Source organism: Acidianus ambivalens (assembly GCF_009729015.1).
Classification (GTDB): Archaea; Thermoproteota; Thermoprotei_A; order Sulfolobales; family Sulfolobaceae; genus Acidianus; species Acidianus ambivalens.
In genome coordinates, this window is the sequence record NZ_CP045482.1 from 1,570,834 (window position 1) to 1,591,010 (window position 20,177).

General features: G+C 35.5%; 20 protein-coding genes and 6 pseudogenes. 16 read left to right on the forward strand and 10 right to left on the reverse strand.

Features of this window, described 5'->3' with window-relative positions; translation table 11 throughout:
• Positions 1-47: 47 nt before the first annotated feature.
• Positions 48-275: pseudogene (locus tag D1866_RS09050) on the reverse strand (hemerythrin domain-containing protein); the annotation flags it as partial.
• A gap of 90 nt (positions 276-365) precedes the next feature.
• Between D1866_RS09050 and D1866_RS09055 the strand changes: the two are divergent.
• The gene (locus tag D1866_RS09055) at positions 366-1,571 is read left to right on the forward strand and encodes an RNA-guided endonuclease InsQ/TnpB family protein (RefSeq protein WP_152939228.1); all 1,206 of its coding nucleotides are present in this window, start codon (positions 366-368) and stop codon (positions 1,569-1,571) included.
• A 9-nt stretch (positions 1,572-1,580) separates the two neighbouring features.
• On the opposite strand, the pseudogene D1866_RS09060 reads toward D1866_RS09055, so the two are convergent.
• Positions 1,581-1,697: pseudogene (locus D1866_RS09060) on the reverse strand (iron-sulfur cluster assembly protein); the annotation flags it as partial.
• Positions 1,698-1,786: 89 nt separating this feature from the next.
• Between D1866_RS09060 and D1866_RS09065 the strand changes: the two are divergent.
• The 4 genes and pseudogenes from D1866_RS09065 to D1866_RS09080 form a co-directional block, all read left to right on the forward strand.
• Positions 1,787-2,017, forward strand: coding sequence for a C2H2-type zinc finger protein (locus D1866_RS09065; protein ID WP_152939231.1), 231 nt, complete (start codon positions 1,787-1,789; stop codon positions 2,015-2,017).
• A 68-nt stretch (positions 2,018-2,085) separates the two neighbouring features.
• The gene (locus D1866_RS09070; RefSeq protein WP_152939233.1) at positions 2,086-2,433 is read left to right on the forward strand and encodes a DUF488 domain-containing protein; all 348 of its coding nucleotides are present in this window, start codon (positions 2,086-2,088) and stop codon (positions 2,431-2,433) included.
• Positions 2,434-2,450: 17 nt separating this feature from the next.
• Entirely contained in the window at positions 2,451-3,065 is a 615-nt protein-coding gene (locus D1866_RS09075; RefSeq protein WP_152939235.1) for a helix-turn-helix domain-containing protein, read from the forward strand.
• A gap of 102 nt (positions 3,066-3,167) precedes the next feature.
• Positions 3,168-4,357, forward strand: a pseudogene (locus D1866_RS09080) (AMP-binding protein); the annotation flags it as partial.
• A gap of 9 nt (positions 4,358-4,366) precedes the next feature.
• Here D1866_RS09080 and D1866_RS09085 read toward each other — a convergent pair.
• Both D1866_RS09085 and D1866_RS09090 read right to left on the reverse strand, forming a co-directional pair.
• Positions 4,367-4,834, reverse strand: coding sequence for an AMP-binding enzyme (locus D1866_RS09085; RefSeq protein ID WP_231136301.1), 468 nt, complete (start codon positions 4,832-4,834; stop codon positions 4,367-4,369).
• The gene (locus D1866_RS09090; protein ID WP_152939237.1) at positions 4,834-5,034 is read right to left on the reverse strand and encodes a hypothetical protein; all 201 of its coding nucleotides are present in this window, start codon (positions 5,032-5,034) and stop codon (positions 4,834-4,836) included. The genes D1866_RS09085 and D1866_RS09090 overlap by 1 nt, the downstream gene beginning before the upstream one ends.
• 339 nt (positions 5,035-5,373) lie before the next feature.
• Here D1866_RS09090 and D1866_RS09095 point away from each other — a divergent pair, with 339 nt between their 5' ends.
• From D1866_RS09095 to D1866_RS13140, 8 genes are all read left to right on the forward strand, one after another.
• Positions 5,374-6,696, forward strand: coding sequence for an MFS transporter (locus tag D1866_RS09095; protein WP_152939239.1), 1,323 nt, complete (start codon positions 5,374-5,376; stop codon positions 6,694-6,696).
• Positions 6,697-6,706: 10 nt separating this feature from the next.
• The gene (locus D1866_RS09100; protein WP_152939242.1) at positions 6,707-10,234 is read left to right on the forward strand and encodes a nitrate reductase subunit alpha; all 3,528 of its coding nucleotides are present in this window, start codon (positions 6,707-6,709) and stop codon (positions 10,232-10,234) included.
• Positions 10,231-11,712 (forward strand): nitrate reductase subunit beta, encoded by a 1,482-nt coding sequence (narH, locus tag D1866_RS09105; protein WP_152939244.1) that lies wholly within the window; start codon positions 10,231-10,233, stop codon positions 11,710-11,712. Before D1866_RS09100 ends, narH begins: the two co-directional genes overlap by 4 nt.
• On the forward strand, positions 11,709-12,215 hold the full coding sequence (gene narJ, locus D1866_RS09110; protein ID WP_152939246.1) for a nitrate reductase molybdenum cofactor assembly chaperone: 507 nt from the start codon (positions 11,709-11,711) through the stop codon (positions 12,213-12,215). The genes narH and narJ overlap by 4 nt, the downstream gene beginning before the upstream one ends.
• Positions 12,208-12,909 (forward strand): respiratory nitrate reductase subunit gamma, encoded by a 702-nt coding sequence (gene narI / locus D1866_RS09115; protein WP_014513554.1) that lies wholly within the window; start codon positions 12,208-12,210, stop codon positions 12,907-12,909. Before narJ ends, narI begins: the two co-directional genes overlap by 8 nt.
• A gap of 6 nt (positions 12,910-12,915) precedes the next feature.
• Positions 12,916-13,098: a hypothetical protein gene (locus D1866_RS09120; RefSeq protein WP_152939248.1), complete on the forward strand. Its 183-nt coding sequence runs from the start codon at positions 12,916-12,918 to the stop codon at positions 13,096-13,098.
• A gap of 339 nt (positions 13,099-13,437) precedes the next feature.
• Complete coding sequence (locus tag D1866_RS13530) at positions 13,438-13,602, forward strand: hypothetical protein (protein WP_231136302.1); 165 nt, start codon at positions 13,438-13,440, stop codon at positions 13,600-13,602.
• Between the two features lie 505 nt (positions 13,603-14,107).
• Positions 14,108-14,251 (forward strand): hypothetical protein, encoded by a 144-nt coding sequence (locus D1866_RS13140; protein ID WP_170254100.1) that lies wholly within the window; start codon positions 14,108-14,110, stop codon positions 14,249-14,251.
• Positions 14,252-14,526: 275 nt separating this feature from the next.
• Here the strand turns inward: D1866_RS13140 and D1866_RS09130 are convergent.
• A pseudogene (locus D1866_RS09130) lies at positions 14,527-14,664 on the reverse strand (IS701 family transposase); the annotation flags it as partial.
• Between the two features lie 886 nt (positions 14,665-15,550).
• On the opposite strand from D1866_RS09130, the pseudogene D1866_RS09140 reads away from it, so the two are divergent.
• Positions 15,551-15,688, forward strand: a pseudogene (locus D1866_RS09140) (IS110 family transposase); the annotation flags it as partial.
• Between the two features lie 365 nt (positions 15,689-16,053).
• Here the strand turns inward: D1866_RS09140 and D1866_RS13835 are convergent.
• The 5 genes and pseudogenes from D1866_RS13835 to D1866_RS13700 all read right to left on the reverse strand — a co-directional run.
• Positions 16,054-16,161: pseudogene (locus D1866_RS13835) on the reverse strand (hypothetical protein); the annotation flags it as partial.
• Positions 16,162-16,313: 152 nt separating this feature from the next.
• A complete protein-coding gene (locus D1866_RS09145) occupies positions 16,314-16,496 on the reverse strand; it encodes a hypothetical protein (protein WP_152939250.1) in 183 nt (60 codons plus the stop codon).
• A gap of 158 nt (positions 16,497-16,654) precedes the next feature.
• Positions 16,655-17,038, reverse strand: coding sequence for a hypothetical protein (locus D1866_RS09150; protein ID WP_152939252.1), 384 nt, complete (start codon positions 17,036-17,038; stop codon positions 16,655-16,657).
• Positions 17,039-17,392: 354 nt separating this feature from the next.
• A complete protein-coding gene (locus D1866_RS09155; RefSeq protein WP_155861139.1) occupies positions 17,393-18,439 on the reverse strand; it encodes an AsnC family protein in 1,047 nt (348 codons plus the stop codon).
• A 65-nt stretch (positions 18,440-18,504) separates the two neighbouring features.
• On the reverse strand, positions 18,505-18,636 hold the full coding sequence (locus tag D1866_RS13700) for a hypothetical protein (RefSeq protein WP_269199631.1): 132 nt from the start codon (positions 18,634-18,636) through the stop codon (positions 18,505-18,507).
• A gap of 342 nt (positions 18,637-18,978) precedes the next feature.
• Between D1866_RS13700 and D1866_RS13535 the strand changes: the two genes are divergently transcribed.
• Both D1866_RS13535 and D1866_RS09160 read left to right on the forward strand, forming a co-directional pair.
• The gene (locus D1866_RS13535) at positions 18,979-19,185 is read left to right on the forward strand and encodes a hypothetical protein (RefSeq protein ID WP_231136303.1); all 207 of its coding nucleotides are present in this window, start codon (positions 18,979-18,981) and stop codon (positions 19,183-19,185) included.
• The gene (locus D1866_RS09160; RefSeq protein WP_231136304.1) at positions 19,166-20,140 is read left to right on the forward strand and encodes an AAA family ATPase; all 975 of its coding nucleotides are present in this window, start codon (positions 19,166-19,168) and stop codon (positions 20,138-20,140) included. The genes D1866_RS13535 and D1866_RS09160 overlap by 20 nt, the downstream gene beginning before the upstream one ends.
• Positions 20,141-20,177: the final 37 nt, after the last annotated feature.

Here is a 20,177-nt window from a genome sequence, read left to right on the forward strand (position 1 = left end):
ACGTTTCTTGCTTTTAGACTAAGGATTTATACGAAACACCTAAGCTATTAGGTGATTGCGTGACATTTCCAATCACTAGGTGGTTCCGCTAACTCTATATCTTCCAAGACTAACTTAGCTTGTTCCTCATCGGATAATGATTCAAGAAACTGATACACACTCCCCTCTTCAGCACCATCGTGTTCTAAAAGTACTCTCATAAACTCCCTTATTTTATCTTTCGCTCCTTCAATCTCATTAGATTTCAATAACTCCTCCGTTTGTTTTAACTTTACGGGGGTTAAGGGGGCGAAAGACCCCTTCCGTGAGGGAGGGGATGGATAGCCCCCTTATATTTAAATAATTCTTTTTCAAATATTCTATTAATGTCTGACGTAGGGTTACGCTTTAGAGCTTACGCTGACGAACAAACATTGAGGGCGTTAAAAGCCCAATTGAGGTTAGCGTGTGAAGTGTACAACACCCTACGTTGGGCAGACATCTATTTTCATGAGAGAGACGGAAAAGGACTCACTAAGACGGAGTTGAGACAACTAGCTCTCGATCTAAGAAAACAGGATAAACAATATCAACATCTATATTCCCAAACACTACAACAGATCGCAGACAGATTCTACGACGCTAGACAGAGGTTCTTCGAAGGGTTAGCACACTTCCCCAAGGAAAAGAAAGCACACAAGTGGTACTCACTAGTATACCCTCAGTCAGGTTGGAAAGTCATGAAGGTGAGAGAAATAAGGACGAAAAGCAAGAAGAACAAGAAGAAGGTAATGACGCTTCAGCTTTCAAACCTAGGTATCTTCAACGTCGTTGTTCATAGGGATTTCCCGCTAGACAAGGTAAAGAGAGTAGTAGTCAAGCTGTCACCTTCAGGCAGATTGTACATCACTTTCGTTGTGGATCAAGAGTATCCTCAACTCCCCAAGACAAACAAAGTTGTTGCTGTGGACGTTGGTGTAGAGAAACTTCTCACTACCTCTGACGGGGAATACGTGCCAAACATAAGGCCTTACGAGAAGGCACTCAACAAGATGAAGAGGCTTCATAAAGCTCTTTCAAGGAAGAAGTTCTTGTCACACAACTGGTTTAAGGCAAAGATTAAGCTTGCAAGGGCTTATGAGCACTTGAAGAACCCGAGGATTGATATGTGCATGAAACTGGGGAAGTATTTTGCTGAGCATTATGATGTTCTCGTAATGGAGGATATTCATGTTAAGCAACTTGTGGGTAAGTCTCTCAGAAGGCTGAGGATGAGGTTACACGATGTTGCTTTTCATGAGCTTAGGAGTGTCATGGAATATCAAGTTGGGAAGTATGGTAAGGAGATTCGTTTTGTTAATCCTGCTTTTACTTCAATGATCTGTGCTAGGTGCGGTTACGTTAAGAAGGACTTGACTTTGGCTGATCGTGTGTTTGTCTGTCCTTCCTGCGGTTGGACTGTAGACCGTGATTATAATGCTTCTCTTAATATTCTGAGTAGATCGGGGTCGGAACGACCCTTAGTGCCTGTGGAGCTGAGACCTCTACCTTTGGCAAGCCTCGGCTATGAAGCAGGAAGCCACGTCCGTTAGGGCGTGGTAGTTCACTTGATAGATTAATCCCAAGTTAACTATATCTATTGGTATTTCAGGATCATAAACCTCGTGTAAACCTTGAATTATCTTTTCCTTCCATTCGCCTTTTTCCTTCTCATTCATATATTTTTCTTTTATGCATTTAGAAAATTTATATAGCACCCCTAAGTAATAAGGTACTGGTTATTTATATATCAGAGAGGAATTATGTTATGGTTAAACGTATAGTTTTAAAATGTGAAGTATGCGGAGAAACATTCAATTCCAATTCCCTTTACTATCAGCACAAGGTACTTCAGCACTCTGAGTATAAGCCAATAGTAAAGGAAGATGGATATGAATGCCCAGTTTGCCATGAAAAAAGGAGAAGAGCTGCTAGCATGCTCACACATATTGGATTACAACATATAACTAATAAGCCAATAAGGGTTGAACTACAATAAAGGTTTCACTATTGTAAACCTAATCTGTTAGCGTTTTTGTTTTTTAAACCACTAATGAAGTTTAAATTATGATTAAGATAAAGAGGGTTTACGATCCAATAGAGAAAGATGACGGACTAAGAGTCTTAGTGGATAGATTATGGCCAAGAGGAATTGGCAAAAATAAGGTGGATTTATGGCTTAAAGATTTAGCACCCAGTGATGAGTTACGAAAACGGTACGGTCATGATGCCAGTAAATGGGATGAGTTCAAAAGGAAATATTTTGAGGAACTAGATGCTAATCCAAAGATGAGTATTTTATTACAATTAATTAGAAAGGGCGAAAATATTACCTTACTTTACGCCTCCAAATCACCGTATAATAATGCAATTGCGTTAAAGGAGTATCTAGAGAAAAAGATATTAAAAGAATAGTTGATATTAATTACTAGATGTTAAAATCACCGTTCGAAGTAACAATCTTGATTGAAGATCACCCTTGTGAGGTTATGGGAGTAATATCTAGTACTGGGCTTAAAGCAACTGTTGACAACGTTAAACTCGGGGATAATACAACTGATCACATAGTCCTTTTCGAAAAAGAGGTCCAAAAAGATGATCTAATTAAACTTAAGTCCCATAGTATCAAAGTCTTAAAGTTTAATGATAGCAAAGTATGGGTTAAAACTAAGGGATGCTCAGTATGTAAGATTCTCTATTCTTCAAATGTTATCGTAGAGAAAATAAAAGTAATAAAAGAGAGAACATTACTCTATACGCTTTTGGTCCCTAATACGATAGCCTTTAAGGAGTTTCTAGCTAATCTTACTAGTCAAAGGATAAAGTTTACAGTCTTAAGCATCTATGAAATAAGCAGTAACGACTTAACTGATAGACAAATGGAAATATTGAAACTTGCATACAAGATGGGTTATTTTGATGATGATAGGAGAGTAACTTTAACTGAATTAGCAAAGCAATTGGGAATATCAACTCCGACTTTGGAGGAAATTATGAGGAGAGCGTTAAGGAAAGTCGTCAAGTATTATTTAGATAAAGTAGGGTAATATCTCAAAAATATAAAGAGAAGGGAAAAAGAAAGCGAAATTCCTAGAAGAAGGACTTATGTTTATATAAGGTTTGTGGAATCACTGGCGTGATTTTCCACGATTTCTAAAGTTTACCATTATGAGGACTTACTTAAAAGTAGTTCTCCAAATTACGACTTCCCTATAATCGATGAGAAATCCGCTTGTTTTGCTTGTTACACTTCCGGTACTACTGGAATGCCTAAAGGAGTTTATTATTCACATAGGTCCATAGTATTACATTCTATGGCAGTAATTCAAGCAGTTCCCGTAAACGCTAATGACGCGCTTTTACAGTTAGTTCCTATGTTTCACGCAAACGGCTGGGGATGGCCTTTTACCGCTACCATTGTTGGAGCTAAGCAAGTATTTCCTGGGCAATACGGTTTAGATAACTTAAAGCCTATCATTGATCTGCTTATAAACGAAAATATCACAATATCTAATGGAGTTCCAACTCTCTGGATAGCAATTCATAACTATTTATCGTCACTAAAAGATAAGCCTAAATTTAACAATTTGAAAGTACTTATAGGCGGAAGCGAGCCTCCTTTAGCCTTAATAAGGGGACTTAGGGAATTTGGAATAGAGGTAATACACGGTTATGGGTCAACGAAACTACACCACTATCCCATATAAACGTAATAAAGTACTATTTAGGATTAAGTCAGGAGGAATATGAGGAGTTAAAATCCAAGCAAGGAATTCCAGTATTTCCGATACAAAGAAAAATAGTAACTCCAGATGGAAGAGATATACCTTGGGATAATAAAACCATTGGAGAACTTTTAGAGAGAGGGCCTTGGGTGGTTAAAGAATATTATAATGACCCAAGAACGTTCGAATCTTTCATAGGAGATGGTTATGAAATTTGGTGGAAAAGCGGAAATGCTGTTACTGTAGATCAGTACGGTTATATAAAGATAGCAGATAGGCTTAAAGATCTTATAAAGAGCGGAGGTGAGTGTATATCAAGCGTAGATATGGAGAACTTCTTGATGGCTCATCCTAAGGTTCTTGAGGCTACAGTAGTTGGCGTCCCTCATCCTAAATGGCAAGAGAGACCTTTAGCCTTTGTCGTTGTAAAACCAGAGTATAAGGGTAACATAACTAAGGAAGAACTTTTAGAACATTTATTAAAGAGATTAGCAAAGTGGCAATTACCCGAAATAATTTTTACGGATTCCATCCCTAAAACCAGTACTGGTAAGTTCGATAAAAAGGTATTGAGAGAACAGTATAAGGAGTATTTCATAAAAGAGAAATTATAGAGTAAGTTCTTAATAAAAGTTCACATTCTTTTTTCTTTTAATTTCTTCAATTACTGGCTTAGATAGTTCCATAAGCGTATAGAAGGCATCAAGATTAGAGATCGAGTCTATTCTCACTGCTTTATTAATATCCCACCCCATTAATATTTTCTTAACTGGAACTTCAAGTTTCTTAAAGTTTAACGTTAAAGGTATATCTGGAACTTGTATAATGTAGTTTGGTATGAAATAGGGGCCTAATTCTTGTCTCATTTTATCTTTAATCTTTTGTTTAAGTGATTCGTCAAGAGTTAAATTTCCCTTAAGTACCACATATAATATAAGGTTATCATAAGCTTCGATTGCCATGCTATTCTGAACTTCTGGAATTGATTCAACTACCTTGTATATATCTAAGGTACCCATTCTAACTCCTTTCCTTTTTATCGTGGAATCAGATCTACCGTAGATTATTGCAGTACCCCTATCTGTTATCATTATCCAATCTCCGTGCCACCATACATTAGGGAATAAGCTAAAGTAACTCTCCTTATACCACTTATAGTTTTCATCTCCCAAAAATAAATCGGCATCGAAGGTATAGGCTTAGTTATTACTAATTTCCCCGCTTCTTTTATGAATGGTTTCTCCTCACTATCAAATGTTTTTACACTGATAGCTAACCATCTACATTGCATCTCACTAGTCCAACATTTGGTAAAAGGAATTATGTAGAACAAGGATCTTAGAGTACTAAAATATAGTCTTTCATTAATGAACTCTCATTTTCCTTAGAAATCAAATGGGTTCATGATCCTAGAGGATTGTATAAATATGTTCATTTTATATATATATATGAGAAAGTTCATACAAATATCAAACATTCTGGATATTAATATACATTATACCTTTTTTATGTCATATACAACACATAATATTTATTATCCAAAATAGTACGTCAATGTTTTTAAATGTATCCCTAAATTATTAGGCACTTTGTTAATATATTCTTATAGAGGATTATTGCTTGTGGGATAATGGCTTACGTAAAAGGTAACAAAAGGATAGGACTTCTCTCTGCTACAATTGCTTTTTTTGCAGGTTTTGCCGCTGTAGCCTTATATGGTATTACGGTTCATAAGTTAGCATTCATTCTACATTTAAGCGTTATGGAAGTAGGTTGGCTGGTAGCGATTCCATTAGTAACTGGAGCTTTTCTTAGAATACCTTTTTCAGCTTTAGTAGACACATGGGGAGGTAAAAGAGTAATATTGTTACAACTGTTTATTTCAATTATAGGAGTAACAGGAATAATTTTGACATTACAAAATATTGCATCTTTATCGAGTTCTTTGGCTTATAAATTATTGTTATCATTTGGCGCATTAGCTGGGACAGGTATTTCAATATTTTCTTCTGGAACAACTTATGTATCTTACTGGTATCCTAAACGTGAGCAAGGAACTGCTTTAGGAATTTATGCAGGTTTCGGGAATACTGCGCCAGGCATTTTTACCGCGATTATACCTTATGCTTTAATAACTCTCGGCCTAATAGGTGCGTATTTAGGCTGGTGGCTGTTCTTAATAGTAGTAACTATAATATTCCTTTTTGTAAGTAGTGATAACTATTATCAACAACTGCTTAAGAAGGGTTATTCGGATACTGAGGCTAAACGTATTTCTCAAGAACTTGGGCAAGAAATCTTTCCTACTAGTGCAAAAGAAACATTAAAGAATGCGGCAAGATTATGGCAGGTTTGGTTATTAGTAATATTATATTTTATTAGTTTTGGTGGATTTGAGGCTTTAACTGAGTGGCTTCCTACATATTGGACTGAATTCATAGGTGTCACTATAACTGAAGCTGGAATACTAACTGGAATAGTTTATTCATTACTAACAGCATTGTTTAGAGTTCCAGGGGGATTTTGGTCAGATAGATATGGTGGTGAAAAAATAGCTATTATTTCGTATGGAATTCTTACATTTGGAAGTCTGATAATGATATTCTCTCGATATCTAATTTTAAGTACTATAGGAGAAATAGTTATGGCTATTGGTATGGGAATTGCTAATGCTGCAGTCTTTAAATTACTACCTAAATATGCAAAAAATGCTGTTGGTGGAGCATCTGGTTTAGTAGGGGGTTTAGGCTCTGCTGGAGGCTTATTTATTCCACCTGCGTTAGCTTATGTTGTGACAATTTTCGGGAAAATTGGTTTTGCACTTGGATTTATTGTATATACTATATTTGGTATAATTTCTATCGGATTCTCAATATTCCTATTTTATAAATATGGCAAATATAAGCATGAAATATCGCCAGAACTAAAGAAAGAAAATATAGGAAAAAGCTAGGTGAATAAAAATGACATGGCAAAAATTTGAAAATAAAGGACGTGAATGGGAAGAGTTTTACAGGCAAAGATGGGCTTATGCAAAGGCAATTAGATCTACACATGGCGTTAACTGTACGGGGTCTTGCAGTTGGCTGATATATGTAAAAGATGGTATTATAATTACAGAAATGCAAGCACTAGATTATCCTACTATAAATGAGGAAATTCCACCTTATGAACCTAGAGGATGTCCTAGAGGAGCCAGCTTTTCCTGGTATGAATATGCACCTCATAGAATAAAACATCCTTACATTCGTAAGCAACTACTTAAGTTATGGAGAGAAGAATTAGAGAAGACAAAAGATCCTATCAAAGCTTGGGAAAATATAGTCGAAGATCCGGAAAAGGTCAAGCTCTATAAGGAGAATAGAGGTAAAGGTGGATTCGTTAGAATTAGTTGGGATGAAGTCGAGGAGTTAGTTTCTGCTGCGTTAATATATACGATTAAAAAATACGGACCAGATAGGATTGCTGGTTTTACACCAATACCTGCCATGTCAATGGTTAGTTATGCTGCAGGAACTAGATTTTTATCATTAATAGGAGGAGTAATAATGAGTTTCTATGACTGGTATGCGGATTTACCTATAGCTTCTCCTCAAGTATGGGGTGAACAAACTGATGTTCCAGAAAGTGCTGATTGGTTTAACTCTACCTATATAATAGATTGGGGCACTAACATTCCTCAAACAAGAACACCAGATGCTCATTTTCTCTCCGAAGTAAGATATAGAGGAACTAAGGTAGTTGCGATTTCTCCGGATTATGCGGAATATGTAAAATTTGCAGACTTATGGCTACATCCTAAACCTGGTACTGACGGAGCACTAGCTTTAGCTATGGCGCATGTAATAGCTAAAGAGTTCCATGTTGATAGGCAAGTGAAGTACTTTACAGAATATTTAAAGAAGTATACCGATGCTCCATTTTTAGTAATCTTGGAACAACAAAATGGAAGAGTTATACCTGGAAGATTTCTTAGAGCATCTGATATTATTGAAAACGTAATAAATGGAGAATGGAAGTTAGTAGTATATGATACATTAAAGGGAAGATTCGTAATTCCACATGGATCTATAGGGTTTAGATGGTCAGACGAAAAGAAATGGAATCTAAAACTACAAGATAGCTTAACGGGAGAAAATATAGAACCAGCTTTAACATTTCTAGGGATAGAAGATCAAAGGATGATGATATCTCTCACTAGACTTGATGAGAAAGGATTTATAGAAAGGGAAATCCCTGTGAAACTAGTAAAATTAGCTAATGGTAAACAAATTTGCGTTACAACAGTATTTGATTTATTATTAGCCAATTTAGGTATTAAAAGAGGAGATCTGAAAGGGTATCCAACTAGTTATGACGATGATAAGCCTTATACTCCTGCTTGGCAAGAGAAAATAACGGGAGTCCCAAGGGATCTAGTAATACAAGTAGCTAGAGAATTCGCCAAGAATGCGGAAGATACTAACGGTAAATCCATGATATTAGTTGGAGCTGGCGTTAATCACTGGTTTAACAGTGACCTAATCTATAGGGCTATAATAACTATTTTAATGCTAATAGGTGCGATTGGAGTTAATGGCGGGGGATGGGCACATTATGTTGGTCAAGAAAAAGTTAGACCTTTTGAGGGGTGGCAAACAATTGCTTTTGCAAGAGATTGGATGCCTGCTACAAGATTTCAAAACACTACTACTTGGATATACATTCATTCTGATCAATGGAAATATGGTAGCTTAACGTTAGATAAATTAACTCCTAATAACACATTGTATAAACATCCAGCAGATTACATAGTGTTAGCAGTAAAAAGAGGTTGGACGCCATTCTATCCACAGTTTGATAAAAATCCTCTAAATCTCTCTCCAGAAAATGTTATCGATAAGATTTCATCCGGTGAAGTGGGGTTTGCAATAACTGACCCAGATAATCCAATTAATTTCCCGAGAATACTTTTCATTTGGAGAGCGAATTTACTGTTTTCTAGTGGAAAAGGAAGCGAATACATTCTAAAGCACTTATTAGGTACTCATAACAGTGTGAGTAATACTGAAGATGCTAAAGATAAGATGACTGAAATTACTTGGAGAGAACCTACACCAATAGGAAAGCTTGACCTAATAGTCGATCTTAACTTTAGAATGGATAGTAGTGCGTTATATTCAGATATCGTGCTTCCAGCTGCAACATGGTATGAAAAATATGATATAAGTTCTACTGATATGCATACTTTTGTTCATCCATTTCAACCAGCTATAGATCCTCCTTGGGAAGCTAGAAATGATTGGGATATTTTCGTAAATTTAGCTAAGAAATTCTCAGAGATGGCATCGAGATATCTTAATGGAAAGCATAAGGATGTCGTCTATTTACCTTTATTCCACGATACGCCAGATGAAATCTCACAATCTTTAATTGAGGAGGAATTAGATCCTCCTTATATTTCAGCTCATCTTGCAAGTAAGATAATCCCAAAGAGGAACTTTGGGAATCTTATAGTCATTGAAAGAGATTATACTAAAGTTTACGAGATGATGATTTCGTTGGGGCCTCTGATAAGAGATAAGGAATTACTTTATGTCGGCATACCCGTTAATTATCGTAAGGAATACGAAGAATTGAAAGAAGAATTAGGAGAGATAGATGATAGACCAGATATTAAGGAAGCTAAGAAAGTGGCTGAAGTAATACTTAGATTAAGCGGGGCTACTAACGGTGAGGTTTCAGTTAAAGAATATAAACAACTTGAAGTGAAAACGGGTCTTAACTTTAGCGATCTGTATGAAGGAATATCCGAAATAAAGATTAAGTTTGACGATATAATAGCTTCACCTAAAAGAGTTATAGACTCACCTATCGAGTCCGGAATAGTGAAAGGAGAAAGGACTTATAATCCGTTCACGTTTAATATAGAGTATGAAGTACCTTGGAGGACATTATCTGGAAGGCAACATTTTTACTTAGATCATCCGATTATAAGGGAATTAGGAGAACAGCTACCAATCTATGCACCACCTTTAGAGTATAACAAAGTAATTAAAGATAAGGATACCCTAGTTCTGAGGTATCTAACTCCACATGGAAAATGGCAAATTCATAGTACTTTTATGGATAATTTAAGAATGTTAACACTATTCAGAGGTGGTCCAGTTATTTGGTTAAATGAAGAAGACGCAAGAAGCGTGGGGATAAAAGATAATGAGTGGGTTGAAGTGTTTAACGAAAATGGAGTGACTGTAGTTAGAGCAGTAGTTAGTAATAGAATACCCAGAGGTACAGCAATAATGTATCATGCTCAAGAACGTACAGTCTATATAAATGAGTCTAGATTGAGGGGAATCATTGGGGGTTCCCATAATGCGGTTACTATGGTTCACATAAAACCAACGTGGTTAATCGGTGGATATGCTCAATTCTCCTATGCACTTAATTATTATGGAGCAGTTGGTACTCAAAGAGATACAATAGTAGCTGTAAGGAGGTGGAGAACATGAAAGTTATGGTACAATTTGCGGCGGTATTTAATTTAGATAAATGCCTGGGATGTCATGCTTGCAGCATTGCATGCAAGAATCTATGGACTAATAGAGAAGGTACTGAGTATATGTGGTGGAATAACGTTGAAACTAAGCCGGGTCCAGGATATCCGAATCAGTGGGAGGATCAAGATAAATGGCATGGCGGATGGATATTAACTAAAGATGGAAAACTAAAGTTAGCGATAGGAGGAAGGATAGCTAGGCTACTGGAACTCTTCTCTAATCCTTATTTACCTACAATTGACGACTATTACGAGCCGTTTACTTATACATATAGCGATTTAGTAAAACAAGATGATGGAAAACAGCCAGTAGCGAAGCCAATCTCGTTAATCTCTAAAAAACCGATTGAAATAGACAAGGGTCCTAACTGGAATGATGATCTGGCTGGAGGAACGGAGACAATATTACAAGATCCTAATGTCAAGAAACTGCAAGATAAAATAAAGACCGATTTCGAGAATGCCTTCATGATGTATTTGCCGAGAATATGTAACCATTGTCTTAACCCCTCATGTATGGCGGCTTGTCCTGCAGGTGCTATTTATAAGAGAGTAGAAGATGGGATAGTGCTCACAGATCAACAGAAATGTAGAGGTTGGAGATTCTGTATAGCAGCTTGTCCATATAAAAAGGTATATTATAATTGGAGTACTGGAAAAGCCGAAAAATGCATACTGTGTTATCCAAGGATAGAGAACGGACAACCGCCAGCTTGTTTTCAACAGTGCGTCGGTAGGATTAGATACATTGGTCCCGTATTCTATGATGCTGACAGAGTTTTGTGGGCTGTCTCTGCTGGAGACCCTAAAGAAATTATTGATAGACATCTTGAGATTATCTTAGATCCTTATGATCCAGATGTCGTAAAAAATGCTAAGGAAAATGGAATCGATGAGGACTTCATAAAAACAGCTCAAAGAACGCCTGTTTATAAAATGATGAAAGTGTGGAGAATTGCGTTACCGTTACATCCCGAATATAGAACACTGCCTATGGTATGGTATATCCCACCTTTAAGCCCAATCGTGGAAAACATGAAGATTTCGGATGAACAAATATTCCCGTTAGTGGATCAAATGAGAATTCCACTAGAATACTTAGCGTCGCTATTTACTGCTGGAGATGTTGATAGGGTTAAGAATGTTTTGAAAAAATTGTTGGCTCTAAGAATTTACCAAAGATATATAAGATTACATAAAAATCCCCCAGGATGGATATTCAAAGAAACTAGCCTAACTGAAAAAGATTTTGAAGAAATGTATAAAGTGCTAGCCATAGCAAAAATAGAGGATAGATTTGTAATACCAACTGCACATAAAGAAAAAGCAATCAAGATGTTTGAAGAGGAAATAGCTCCAGAATATGGGCAAGGGCATAGAGGTATGGAAATTGCTGCTAAAAAGCCTAGAGATTTGAGGTTGAGAGCATGAATAGGGGGCTTCTTGTTATTATAGCGGATTTGCTTGAATATCCTGCTTATTGGCTTCCCAAATTAAGTGAATTTGAGGCAAAATTAGTCAAGATAAATGATCCTTTCATGGCCGAATTCCTCAAAGAGGTTAAATCAATAGAACCTATAGATTTGGAGGAAATTTATGTCAGTACGTTCGATTTTAGCAAAGAAACAACATTAAACATAACATATTATTATACGGGAGATGAAAAACAAAGAGGAAATAATAAACGTGGGATATTATTATTAAAATTAAAAGAGTTAGCTAATATCAACACTGAAAAAGAGCTACCAGATTATCTGCCAAATCTAATCCGATTTATTGCAAATAATGCCAATGAGAATACTAAAGAGATATTGGAACTTATTAAGCTTCCATTGAAGGAGTTAACCATCAACCTAAAAGCTAAGAATTCAATTTTTTATTATATTCTCGTTTCATTATATAAAGAATTGTATTTAGGTGATCCAGATGTCTGACCTCTTAAATCTGCTGTTATGGGTTGTGTATCCATATATATCGATTACAATTTTTCTTACTGGACATGTATACACATATACATTAAGAAGATATTATTGGAGCGCCAGATCTACTGAGTTATTAGAAAAAAGGATGCAATCGTGGTCCTCATATCTTTTTCATTATGGAATAATTATTGTATTAATAGGGCATATAGTAGGAATAGCAATTCCGACAGCAATCTTACTCGCACTAGGTATATCGCTAACTTTGCACACGGAACTTGCATTTTATTTAGGAGGAATATTTGGAACTATTACACTAATAGGAATTATAGGATTAATCACAAGATATCTTACTAATCCTAGAGTAAGAGCTACATTAAGATTTACTGATTATCTCGTGTATATAATTCTGATAGTAACTATAGTCTTAGGTCTATATAATACATTAGTAGTGCACCCAGAGTACGAAACTACTGTAGGACCGTGGTTACAAGGTTTACTATCGCTTCATCCTAACCCGAATTTCATGAATGACGTTCCTTTATTACTAAAAGTTCATATAGCAGTCTCAATGTTCCTTTATATAATATGGCCTTTTAGTAGATTAGTTCATGTATGGAGCTTTCCAGTAACCTATTTATGGAGACCTTATATAATATATAGAAGCCCACTAGTGAAGATTAGACAACTCAAAGACAAACAATGGTGACTATTAATGTCGGAGTTGACTGGTTTTACAGATGCTATTAAACGACTTCATGCAGCATGTCTTGCAATAGTAATGGGTATCGGTATTATTTCAATAGATGCACAATTGCCAAAATTTAACTTAATCTCGGTAATATTGATGTGGATAGATTTACTTTCCTATACTGTTTTATTTATCTTTTATAGTTAGAATTATTGTTTTTAAATGGAGTTTTTAAATAATCTAACTAGTCCTACACTTAGCGTTGGCTTTTTCACTTTTGTAACTGGTAGTGGGACTTTAGCAACGACTTTATTTTTACATTCTTTGTGTATATTTGCAATTATTCTTTATTTTATATAACAGTAGGGCTCTTGGTTCGTATTTAATTATGCAATTTGAACTAGTTTCTTTCTTTATAATTACGGCATTATTCTTAGCTTTAATAGGCATATATCATGAGGCTACATATCCTCATAACTTCGTATCTTTGTGGTTTTTCATCCTATAGGCTATTTCTTATATACCAATAGGTATCTCCTTATTTTTGTGAAGAAGCCGATAGGAATCTCTATAATATTGTTGATGATAATAATAGGTTGGATACTTTTCTTTACTATTCCTTGGCAATCGGCTGCGGAAAACGAAATATTAGGCATATCTATACTTAATTGTTATGCAGTTTTGCATAGAATACCTTTCGATATCAATTAACGGAAAACTTTATTCCTTTTTTGTTAGATCACTAGAGGACGTATAGCCGGTTTTCTAGATGGGCTTAGCTTTACCTAATATTTCACTTTATGGTATTTCCTACTTTATAGTTTACTTCAATTTTTCTCAGAGATAGCATTAAAGTCACTTTTAATCTAATATTTAATTTTGAATTTAAACCAATTAAATAAATTTAATGTCTAAGAAAATTTAGAGTGGCATTTGCTATAATCATAGCTTACCAGCTTTCCATCTTCTGGAGCATTTTACCTTGAAGACACTATCATCCCTATTGCCAATGGAGAATAAAGATTAAGGATAACGAAATTTATAAATGATTGGAGTTCAATAAATCGAAGAAAGGTAAGAATAAAAATGCATTACAGTATGGGAGGGCTATTTAGGCTTCCATTGCGAATTCACTTTATTTCTATAAAATGAGCTTAGAATAATTGATTGTACACTAAGAGGTAATACTAATAGGGGACGAGCAGGATATTACACTATGCAAGAAGCACAATTCACGAGTAATCGCGGAGTCCTCCACTCCACGGTCCTCCTCGCCCCAAATGTACTTCAACAAAACGCATTATTAAACAAAACGGTTGACGAGATCGAGAGGATAGCCCTTGAAGAAGCAGAAAAATAAGCCCAAAATACGCAAGAGGAAAGAAAATACAAAGAAGAGGCTACTCACACTACAAGTTCATCAAAGGATTCAACATCACAAAGACAAGAAGAAGAATAACTTACAAATTACACTGGATAACTATAACCCTCCCAATCCTTTATAAGGACGGGAAGAGAGTAAAAACGAGAACTGAAGAAGAACTGTAAAGAGAAAGCGAACTAATCCTAAAAGAATTATTATCCTTCTACTCTGTGCTCTGAGGGAAACTTAACGTTAATAGCAGTTGTTCTACTTTAACGCAGCTTAAAGATTTTCATCAAACCTAGAGCACCTCCTAAACATATTTCAACGAACCGGAGAAGTTCCTCCACGCTCTTCAAGCTAAGGGAGCTGATCAAATCTCTGGCCGTGTTAACCACCATCACGATCATCTTATCTATACCGCTTTAACCTAATTATTAAGGGTATCTATTTTTAATTTAACCTTAAACTGGTCTTAATATGTTACTGTTATATTTAACATTCATCATGATCGTTATACATGCATTAGGAGTCTCGCTGTCTTTTTCTAAAAGGACTTTCCCAAAGTTAATTGGTAATTTAATCGCAGTCTATGAAATGATATTTTATTTTATGATCATATTTTCAACAATTATATAAAAAATAAAATTATCCTTGTAATATCATATATTTATCTCATAATTCACCTTATAGGGGGAATAGCTTATTTAAAGGAGTATCTAAGCAAGCTATATTCTGCTGAAAGGCTAAAATATTATGGTTTTTATGAGCTGATTGAAATGCTATATTTGATTTCTATTTTATTTGAAATATGATAGTTTAAAACATTAAGTATATCCTATCAAATATCCCGTTTAAAGGATGGTTTATGAAACTAGTTTTAATTTTGATGATTATTGGAATTTTACTGCTCTTGCTTGGTAGTATATCCGCTATATTTGAACTTATGGGAATTCAAGGTTTTCCTTATAGATCCTACTAGTTCACTATCCCCTCTCATCGATTTCTAATGATTTACGATTCTTTGGAGCCCTTATAGATAATGAGGTCTTAGTAACGTTATGCGTAAAATGGGTAAGCACCAGATGATTCGCCTCTTATATAAACATATTAGTCAGATCTGTGTAATACAGATCTGACTGGGGTGTAGACCGTTTCGCCTCTTGGGCTCAAAGCTCGGCTGTTAGCTTAGCCCACCTCCAATTCGAACCGGAAGTTGGGCTTAAAGCCCGAATAAGGGTGAGTATACCTGGAGGCCCCAGTTGCGGGATAGATGTATCAAAAGATAAATTAATTATGTATTTCCAAGACAAATACTACGAGTTTCCTAATGACAAGCGAGGTTATGAGGATATAAGGAAGATCTTGCCTAAGGGTTGCAAAGTGGGTATTGAAAGTACTGGAGTTTACCACGTTAACCTAGCTAAGTACTTGATGGGCGAGTAGAGAGTGTCGTTATTTACGCTATTTATTTCAGAAAGTACGTTATTTATCTCTGCCCTATCAGAGAATTTCTCCCAATTATCTTTAAGATATTTTATATAATGATCTAGGATTCTGGGATTTAACTGGCTCCTCCCCGCCTCACAGAGGCTAGGCTTTCCGCCCCCTTAACCCCCATTTTTTGTAAAGCGTTTTAATTTCTCTGCTTTTCCCAAGTTCTCTACTCGTTACGATTCTCTTTGAGATCTCGTCAAAGGTTATCTCTAGTGTCGTTCCTTCATTATCGCTTAAAAATATTTTCTTATTTGAGTTATAGTAACTAAAGAGAAATCTACTCGAAATAGCTTTCTTCCTATCTATTCTATGAATGCTAAAAGTTCTATAGAATTTGAAAAGTCCATAGGAATTTGCTCTACATCCGACAACAAATAAAATGCGTCGAGTATTGTAGTTTTCCCTGCGTTATTTGCTCCTAATTAGTTTTACCTAGCGTAATTTCGCCCTTAGAAATCCCCCTAAAATTATTAATAATAAGAGAATCAAATCCAACTTTCTCTATATCATTTCTGGAATAAATACTTACATGTCCTTGGAAAACTTTTATACTTTCCACGGTTTAAGTAGAAGCTTCCACTCCGCTATTTCCTGCAATGTAAATTTTCCCACTATTAGAAGATAATTTTCCTAAGTTATAAGAAAGCTTATAATTATTGTCTATTACGAAAGTTGCTGTTTGATTATCTACAATAATACCTAAGCTGTGACACCCCTTAAGGTCAAAGTTTACGTCACTCTTCATGCAAATTCCACCTGGAGATATAACTATAATACTATTGCCATAAAAAGGGTCAAAACCAACAGCATAACTGTCGTTAGAAAAATATTTTCCGCACCCTCCTAATAGCTAGCCGTGACATTGCGGTACTGTATTAGGCTCTTCTTTAGCTAGAAAACCTACTAAAAATTGTCTCCTTTTCCTTGATAGCAGTATTTTACTTCAACGTAAAATGGAACGCTAATTTCTGCATTAGAGAAAAGATAGGTTTCGGAGTCAGTCTTCCCATCTACAAGAACAGAAGTATTGCCTTCCGTTCTTATTTTACAATCCGCGTATTTTACAGCCTTAAAGTCAAAATCTAGGAATATTTTATCCTCAGGATAACCTTCACTACCAGTTTTAACTATGTACACATATTCTGTTTCACGATCCACATGAACGTAAAGTTTACCTTTTTCACCATAGGAATATAAAGTCAATTTATTATCATCATAAACATCATAATTTTCAGCGTCAAAAGGTAAAATCAGAAAGCCTTTCTTCGCTTTAACTCTATATATCACAAGCATGAATTAGAAAAGAAGAAATTAAGTATGACTGAAGAATGTACGTATACCTTAAGTCAGAGTTTAAGAAGAAAAAGTGATTACGAAAATACATGAAGTATAACTTTATACGTACTTTAATTTTTCATGTCCGCGTGATTCACTATCACGCACTTCCTTAAATTACTGAAATCTTATATTATACAAATACTCCTCTTTTCCTTATTTTGAATTTGAAGAAACCCAAGATAAAATGATAATGATATTCCACAAAGAAGTCAGACTTCAAGAAGAAGGCATAGAACTTTTTACATGGCTATTAATACCTTACTTTTTATTACTATTATCACTTAAGTATAAAACTCAATAGTGTTATTCTTCGTTCTCTTCTTTCTCCTCAATTTTCTTTACTAACTTCTCTGCCCTTAGCATCATAACTTCCGTGTTGAAATTCCACCTTCCTTTCTCAAAGTGCTCATAAGGAATTGAGGCAGTTATCATATATTGTTGATCGTAAGGATGCAAGTAAGTTTCTATTGTGTCCTTCTCCTTTAGTGATGAGATAAACTTTAGGTAGGAAAGTAACGTGGACGAAGAGTCTAGGATATGAGCCACGTAACTTTTATCATCTAACTTATAAACGTAGTACATGGAAGGAATTTTAGATAACTCCTCTAAAACCTCTTCCTCCTTGAAATTGACCTCAAGTCTAAAGTCCGGCTTATAAAGATAAACGCTATAGAATTTTATTAATCCTTTCCCTATTACGTGTGCTTGAGTGTGGTAAAGTACGTCTTTAAAAGAGACTCCTAGCAGCGAAGATAAATCCTTAAGCGAAGACACGCTTCTTTCTTGTTTCTTTCCTAAAATTTTTACGTCCAGATCGTCAGGAGAGAAGCCTTCAGATAAATCAGGTAACTCGAAAGGCTCTCTAGGAGAGCTCAAGAGACCTTCAAATACTCCTTTATTAAAATTAAAAATAGAATAATCTATCGGGTAAAATTTCTCCTCATTAACCTTATGGATATCGTAATGGAATATTACTCCTTCGTCCTGCAGGTAATCTAAAACTTTGTCAAAACTAGTTGACGTGAAATAAATTGCAGTATTAATAACAAGAGGATTATTAACGTCTCGAAATATGAAAGTTGTTATACCATCGAATACGTCATAAAGATCTAGGAGAGGTAGCCTATAATAATTTGAGTAAATTGTAACATAATACTTCTTTAAACCTAAAGCTTCGTACCTAGGAAAAGGAGCAAGTCTATAATGGTAATTTTCCCTTAACCATTGAATTAATTTATCCGCATCTCTTATTCTGGAAATTGCACTAATTATCTTGGGATTTAAATCGCCAAATCTCTGTAAATAATACAAAATCTCAGAAAGCTTAAGATATTCTTTTTCGATTAACACGAGAAAAATTCAAACTTGGACTTAAAAAGATTGAGCTTATAATATCTAAAAAGTTTGTAAGGTGTTTATCCTATAGCTGCAGAATCACTTAATCCTGCGTTAGCAATTAGATGTGCTAGGCCTAGTGCTGCTATTCCTAAGCCTAAAATGATTATTGCATACCTTATTCCAAGGTTTAATTTATAGACGTTTATCATTTTTCCTCGATAACAAGAGGTGAGTGTAAGACGTTAAGCCTTTGTTTATTGGGAAAAATTTTATTATCGGCGTAGCCTTTCTTCTTTCAAGGATATGATAAATTTTGTTCAAAATCTTTAGGAGAATTGGTGAACATATTTTAACATTCTTACTCATATAGCGTTCTGTATTACATTTTTTAGATAATATAAAAAGGTGACAAGATAGATAATGCAACTGCAGACTAAGCAAGTGCAGAGATGTAACATTTGTGAGCTAGAAACTTATGAGAGTGTGTACTCACTATTTTCTTAAAATAAATTTTTATGTTACGCCGGCGTAATAATTACGGAGGCGTAATAATGCTATTTGACGTTAGACCTAAGGAAGATAGAAAGGACTTATACGATAGAGACAAGGAAGTAGATGAGATAAAGGAGAGTATCGATAGGAAAGTATGGATTGCAGTATACGGAATGAGGAGGGTAGGAAAGACAAGTGTTGTTAATGTTGCAGTTAACGACTCCAGATACATAGTAATTAAACCTAATGAGGATCTACGATCCTAAAAAGAAGAAATATCCTAAGACTTCTTTCGTGTCCTTATTCCTAGAGAGCATTAATGAGGCCGTAAAGAAGTACACTTTAGGCGATAGGCTAATTAGGTTTGTTTCTAACGTATTAGGCATAGACGAGAATTCGTTCATAGATTTTAACCTAGTCAAGATAAGGCCTAGGCTTAAGAAATTTAGGGGAGAGGACGTTAGCTCTACGATTAGGGAACTGGACTTGTTGGCTGGAGACAATAAGAGGACTTTAGTCCTTATCTTTGACGAAGCTCAAGAGTTGATAAAAGTTAACGGGATTAATTTCTCCTCAGTGTTTCACGATATTTATGATTATTGTAAGAATACTACTGTTATATTTACGGGGAGTAGTGTAGGTATACTGGAAAACATGCTAAAAGATCTTGAATACGAAAAACCCTTCTTTGGCATAAGGAGAATAAAGATAGAGAGATTTAATGAACAGCTTTCTAGAGATTTCTTACTTAAAGGATTCGCAGAAGAAGGCGTTACAGTGCAGGAAGATGTAATAGACGACGCGTTGAGGAGGTTTGACGGAATTCCGGGCTGGTTAACCTTTTTCGGTTCTGAATATTCTTTCAGAATTAGGCATGGTGAAAAACAAGTAAATGTGGACGATATAGAGAAGATGGCTGTAGAGGAAGTGAGGAAGGAAGTAAAGGACTTCATTTTAGGAACTCAATCCCCCGAGAGGTATTCAGCAGCAATACTCGCTCTTGATAGGCTTGGAGGAAAAGGAAGTGTTGCCGATGTAACAAAGGTTGTTAGCTCAATATTAAGTGAGGTACCTGAACCAAGAATTTACGAGATTTTAAATAGGTTAGTTAACATGGGATTTATTGAGAAAGAGAATGAAGAGTATTCTCTACCTAAGGATGAGCCAGATAGGAAGGGGTTAGTATTGGCTGCAAAGGACGTAATGAGTTTAGTAACATGAGCTATACCGCGATAACCTTTATCTAACTCCTTTATAA